This is a genomic window from Novacetimonas hansenii JCM 7643, from assembly GCF_000964405.1.
Lineage (GTDB): Bacteria > Pseudomonadota > Alphaproteobacteria > Acetobacterales > Acetobacteraceae > Novacetimonas > Novacetimonas hansenii.
The window spans coordinates 1-6,753 of sequence record NZ_BANE01000316.1; the positions used below are offsets into that span (position 1 = coordinate 1).

Here is a 6,753-nt window from a genome sequence, read left to right on the forward strand (position 1 = left end):
GAAGACGCCGCCTTTTTCGATCAAAAGGCGGCACCCAAAAACTTCTCTTTTATCAGTGCGTTATTTCCAAATGATCCCTAATGCATTGAGAATAAATGGGAAATTTCAGATGTTCCTTTGAAAGATCATTGCCAAAAAAGAGCCTACCCTACATACCGCGCAAGGAACGGCGCCGTGGCACTGCCGGTGGCCTGCGCCACTGCCTGCGGTGTGCCGGCCGCGACGATCGTGCCGCCTTCTTCACCCGCACCGGGCCCCATGTCGATCACCCAGTCCCCGCCCGCGACCATGCGCATGTCATGTTCGGCCACGATCACGGTATTCCCCTGATCCACCAGTTCATGCAGGTGTGCCGACAGGCGATCCACGTCGGAAGGATGCAGCCCGGTCGTCGGTTCATCCAGCACATACAGCGTATGCCCACGCCGCTGTTTCTGAAGTTCGGTCGCAAGCTTGATGCGCTGCGCCTCGCCCCCCGACAGTTCGGTCGCGGGCTGACCCAGCCGCAGGTGCCCAAGGCCGCTGCGTTGCAGGATCGACAGACACGTCGCGGCGTTGGGCACATCCGACAGGAACGCCAGCGCCTGATCCACATTCATCGCCAGCACATCGGCGATGGAACGGTCGCGATATGTCACCTCCAGCACCTCCGGCCAGTAACGCGCGCCATGGCATGTCGGGCACGGGGCATAGACACTGGGCAGGAACAGCAGTTCGACCATCACCGAGCCAGCCCCCTGGCAGTGCGGGCACCGTCCCTTGGCCAGGTTGAAGGAAAACCACCCCGCATCATACCTGCGCGCGCGGGCAAGGTCGGTACGGGCATACAGCCTGCGCACAATGTCGAACAGGCCGGTATAGGTCGCAAGGTTTGAACGCGGGGTGCGACCGATGGGCTTCTGGTCAATCACCACAAGGCGCCCGATTCCCTCCAGCCCGGAGGCGATGCGCCCCTCGGGATGGCGGATTTCGGGGGTCGGGGCCTGCGTGTCCCCGTCGTCGTCGTCCGCCACCGGCAGGGCCTGCCCCAGTGCGCGCGCGACGATGCCCGTCAGCGCATGACTGACCAGCGAGGATTTCCCCGACCCCGAAATCCCGGTCACGGATGTAAACGCCCCCAATGGAAAGGCGGCCTCCAGCCCGTCAAGATTGTTCCAGTGAATATCCGCAAGCCTCAGCCAGCCCTGCGGCGTACGCGGCGTATGGGTTACGGCCTGCGACGTGGCGAACAGGTACTCGCGCGTGCGTGACGCCGCGACATCGCGCAACCCCTCCGGCGGGCCGCAATACAGGATTTCGCCCCCACGCTCCCCCGCCTCCGGCCCGACATCGACAATCCATGCGGCGTGACGGATGACATCAAGGTTATGTTCGACCAGAAACAGCGAATTGCCCGCCGCACACAGCCGCCCCAACGCACCCAGCAACGCCTGCGTATCGGCCGGATGCAAACCCGATGACGGTTCGTCAAGCACATAGACCACGCCAAACAGGCTGGAATGGATCTGCGTTCCCAGACGCAGGCGTTGGTACTCACCGGGCGAGAGCGTCTGCACCCCGCGTTCCATCTGCAGGTATCCAAGCCCGAGCTGCATCAGCACGTCGATGCGCGCGACCATGTCGGCGGCAATCCGGCGCGCCGCGATCGCGATGGCATCGTCACCCGTACCCGCGGCCATATCGGCCACACCTGCAAGCACGCCACGGATACGCCCAAGCGGCAGCGCCCCCATCGCCGCGATGTTCATCCCCGCGAACGTCACACGCAGCGCATCGGGGTTCAGCCTCTGCCCATGACAGAGCGGACAGTCGGTGGAGATCATGAACGACGCCGCACGCGCGCGCATGTTCGCACTTTGCGAATTGGCGAAGGTCTGTGTGACGTATCGGCGCGCACCGGTGAACGTTCCCTGATACGCGGGTTCAACCCCACGGGCGATCGCGGCCTGCACCTGCGCATGCGTCAGGCCCGGATAGACCGGGACAGTGGGCGTTTCATCGGTAAACAGAATCCAGTCACGCGTCTTGCGCGGCAGGTCGCGCCAGGGGCAATCCACATCAATGCCCATGGTAATCAGGATATCACGCAGGTTCTGCCCCTGCCATGCGGTGGGCCACGCGGCGACGGCGCGATCGCGGATCGACAGGCCGTCATCGGGGACCAACGTGGCCTGCGTCACATCATGGACACGGCCCAGCCCGTGACAGCGCGGGCACGCCCCCATGGGCGTGTTGGGGGAAAATGATTCCGCCTCCAGCCGTGCCAGACCGGAAGGATAGGTGCCCGCGCGCGAATAGAGCATGCGCATCAGGTTCGACAGCGTGGTGATGCTGCCGACCGATGACCGGCCCGAACTGCCGCCGCGCTGCTGCTGCAACGCGATGGCGGGGGGCAGGCCATCGACAATGTCCACATCAGGCACCGGCATCTGCTGAAACAGACGCCGTGCATAGGGAGAGACGGATTCAAGGTACCTGCGCTGTGCCTCTGCATATAAGGTACCAAACGCCAGAGAGGACTTGCCCGACCCAGACACCCCGGTGAACACCACCATGGTATCGCGCGGCACATCAATCTCCACATCACGCAGGTTATGTTCGCGCGCACCGCGCACACGCACGAAATTCCGCCGGTCCGGTGATATGGGGGGAATGGATGGCGGCATGATGCGAACTCCGGCATAAGGTCACGCCATGATCCCACCGCGCGCGCGCACGTTCAACCCCGCCACCTGCATAGGCATATTGAGTACATGGGCATGGTACCGGCACGGACAGTACGGCCCGTCACATGTCCCGGCATAGCGGGGTATTATCCATCTTTGGCATTTATCCTGCCGGGATGAACGGGCGCGTCGTTACAACATAAACGGCGAAAACCTCAATAATGCCCACAATAATCGTCATTTCACGGGCATGGTGTTGCATGCGCGCACTGTCATGAAACCTTCACATGAAATAATGCAAAGGTGCCGATAGATCATCTCCTGCCTTTTCACTCAGGAGAATCCCAGGTGCCACCCAAGTTGATCCGCAGTGGTCGTATTGCCCTTGGCCTGTTCTGCTCTGCCATTGCGCTGTCCGTTGCCCATGCCCAGACAGTACAGACCCCCACGGCAGAGAAGAAGTCCACCCGCACCCCCCACAAGACCAACGCAACATCAAAAAAGGAAAAAGGCGAGTTCTCCACATCGAATGTGGAACAGATCATGGCGACGTCCCGACGCACCCGTTCGGAACAGAGCGTCAACCACACCCAGTTGCAGCGCATCCTGCCCGGCATCAACCCGGTCAAGGCGCTTGAGATTCTTCCTGGTGTTGTCTTTGAAAATGCGGACCCATGGGGCAATAACGAACAGAATTCGTCGTTGTACATCCACGGCTTCAACCAGAACCAGCTTGGCTTTACCCTTGATGGTGTCCCGTTGGGCGATCAGTCCTATGGCAACTATAACGGCCTGTCACCACAGCGCGCGGCGTTGAGCGAAAACATCGCTTCCGCCTCGGTCGCGACGGGCGCGGGTGCGCTGGGCACTGCATCGACATCCAACCTTGGCGGTTCGCTGCAATTCACGACGCAGGACCCGATGCACAAGGCAGGCGGGCAGATTTCGCAGACATTCGGCAGTTGGTCGACATTCCGTACCTTTGCACGTGTTGACACCGGCGATTTCGGCAACGGCAACTCGGCCTATTTCTCGTGGGCGCGGCAGGATGCACGGGCATGGGATTTCGCGGGACACCAGGGCGGCAACCAGGTGAACGCCAAGTTCGTCCATCAGGGGTCCAAGGACAAGGTCACGGCCTTCTTCGACTGGTCAGACAAGACCGAACCCAACGAAGACGGCATCGTCGAACCCGCTGGCGGCAGCATGTATGTGCGCCCGTTCCTGTATCCGAACCTGAAGGAAGCGGTGAACTATTATAACGGTTCCGCCGCCTACAAGGCCGCGGGCAACAATTATCGCAATTACTATTCCGATGCACAGCGCGAGGATTTCCTGGCGTATGTGAAATGGACACATGATTTCACGTCCAACCTGCATTGGGACAACCAGATCTATTACCATCACGACATGGGCGAAGGCGTCGTCGCAGGCCCGATCAGCGCCGCCGGCCTGCCGACCCTGTTCAGCGCCTATTTCCCCAACGATTCCTCCTCCCAGCTTTCGGGCGTGTTCGGCGGTTCGGGCATGGCGACGCGCACGACGGAATACTGGGACAACCGGGGCGGCATCATGTCCACCCTGCATTACAAGGTCGGCCACCACAACATTGAACTGGGCGGCTGGTACGAACGCAACGACAATACGCAGGCCCGGCGCTGGTACGCATTCAATATCGACAATCCCACCAGCCCGTATGACCGGCAGCAGAACCCGCTGATCCATCAATATACCAACCTGTTTTATACCAACACCATCACGACCCACCTGCAGGATAGCTGGCAGATCACCAAGAATTTCATGCTCAGCGCCGGGTTCAAGTCGGAACTGGTCTATACCGATGGCACCCTGCCGGTCGCGGCCCTGCCGGGATCGCTGTCGCCTTCGACCGCGCGCACCATCCCCGGTGGCAACGTCAATACGGTCAAGCCCTTCCTGCCCGCATTCGGTGCGTTGTGGAACATCACGCCGCATGAACAGTGGTTTGCAAACATCCAGGAGAACATGCGTTCTTTCCAGGATACCGGTTATGGGAATGCCAGCCCGTGGGGCATGACCAGCCAGGCCGCGTTCGAGGATTTCAAGAAGCACGGCAAGGTCGAAACCGCATGGACATATGAAACCGGCCTGCGCACCAACCGCCATGTCCACCTTGGTCCACTGACGAACATCAGCGGACAGCTTGAATATTACCACGTGCATTATTCAAACCGCCTGCTGTCGGTCGCGTCCTCGCCTTATAACAGCAACGTGTCCTACATCATCGGCAGTGCAAGCATCCTGACCAATGTGGGATCGGTCACTACCGACGGCATGGACTTTTCCATGACGGCACAGTTCGGGCCGCATTTCTCCTTCTATAATGCGCTTTCGTATAACAAGTCGGTCTATAACGACAATTACGTGACCGGGACGACAGTTGTGCCGACGGCGGGCAAGAATGTCGCGGGCATCCCGAACTGGACCGAAAAATTCGTGGCCTCCACCAACTGGGGCGATTTCTATGGGCAGTTCGTCGGCGACGTGATCGGGCGGCGGTACACCACCTTCACCAATGACCTGTCGGCCAAGGCCTATGCCCTGTTCAGCATCAATGCCGGATACACCATCCGCAACATCCCGCATGTGCAGGGCCTGAAAATACAGGGCAACATCACCAACCTGACGGGCACACGTGGGTGGTCCACCCTGAACACCAATAATGCAAGTGGCCAGTACACAGCCTTCCCGATTGCACCGCGCATGTTCTTCCTGACGGTCGGGGCAAGTTTCTGATCGGCAGGACGGGATTTCAGAAAGTTTTCGGGGGCCGCATCGCATGACAGGATGCGTCCCCTTCGACTGTCTGAATTTAAAAAGTCCCTGGTGAATGTTTTAAAAGCCACAAACAAACGTCATATTTTTTCAAAAATGTGACAATCAGGGACTTTCACTGTTTCCAGCCAGACCTTTTCAAAAAACGCCTGTCCCGATAACACGGGGCAGGCGTTTTCCTTGACGGGCCATCGCGTTTTAGCACTACAGTTGCATATTATGTTGATTTCTGAATCTATGGGTAACCATGATTCAGGATATGATGAGTGGCGGTGCGTCTATTGAAGAGACGCTGGAATTATGGGCGTCCGGGCTTAGGGCAGCCAAAGAGCGGATCGTGCCGTTGTTTACGCAGAAGCGAGTTGCGGCTTCTGCGTGTGCCTTCCTTGACGTTCTGATTGGTAATGAACCACGCAAGACGGGATGGATGCGAGCGGAAGCCGCGGGAGATCCTGGTCCATGGCGGCAGCAGGCGCTTCTGGGGCGCGGGCATTGGGATGCCGATGCCCTTCGTGATGTCGTCAGGGATTATGTGATCGAGCATCTGGGCACTGAAGATGGCGTGCTGGTCATCGATGAGACCGGTTTTCTGAAGAAAGGTCAGGCGTCCTGCGGTGTGGGGCGGCAGTATACGGGCTCTGCCGGCAAGATCACGAACTGCCAGATTGGTGTATTTGCCACCTATGTATCGGCGCGGGGCCATGCCTTTGTTGACCGCGCCCTGTATCTTCCAAAAGACTGGACATCGAGCCGTGAGCGCCTGAAGCAGGCCCACGTTCCTGATGACGTGGTGTTTGCAACCAAACCGGCGTTAGCCTCGATGATGATTGAGCGGAGTATTGAGGCCGGTGTGCCCTTCCGCTGGGTTGCAGCAGACAGCGTGTATGGCGTCGGCGATGTGGAACGCACGCTTCGCCGGGCAGGAATTGGATATGTACTTGGGGTCAGAGGCAATCACTGGTTCGGGTCATGGGCGACAGGCCCGCTGATTGCAGGAGAAGCCAAAGATATTGCCGCAAATCTTCCAGAGCAGGACTGGCACCGTCTGTCCGCGGGACACGGCACAAAAGGTGAGAGGCTGTATGACTGGGCGTATCTTCCGCTTGCCGATCTGGATGCTGAAGAATTTGACTGCCCTATAGCCGGATCATGGACACGTGGCCTGTTGATCCGCCGGAACATCGCCGATGGAGACCTTGCCTGTTTTACGACATGGTGTCCGAAAGGAACAACCATGCAGGAACTCGTGAACGTTGAAGGCACGCGCTGGAGA

The 6,753-nt window shown here is 59.2% G+C and carries 3 protein-coding genes; 2 read left to right on the plus strand and 1 reads right to left on the minus strand.

Annotated features, from left to right (window positions below; all coding sequences use genetic code 11):
• Positions 1 to 143 precede the first annotated feature (143 nt).
• Positions 144 to 2,666 carry an excinuclease ABC subunit UvrA gene (locus B7G66_RS15925; protein ID WP_003621492.1) on the minus strand — a complete coding sequence of 841 codons (2,523 nt, stop codon included), beginning with the start codon at positions 2,664 to 2,666 and terminating at the stop codon, positions 144 to 146.
• Positions 2,667 to 3,014: 348 nt separating this feature from the next.
• Here B7G66_RS15925 and B7G66_RS15930 point away from each other — a divergent pair, with 348 nt between their 5' ends.
• Positions 3,015 to 5,441 (plus strand): TonB-dependent receptor, encoded by a 2,427-nt coding sequence (locus B7G66_RS15930; protein ID WP_003621488.1) that lies wholly within the window; start codon positions 3,015 to 3,017, stop codon positions 5,439 to 5,441.
• A gap of 286 nt (positions 5,442 to 5,727) precedes the next feature.
• On the plus strand, positions 5,728 to 6,753 hold a 1,026-nt coding region (locus tag B7G66_RS15935), incomplete at its 3' end, for an IS701 family transposase (protein ID WP_048859385.1).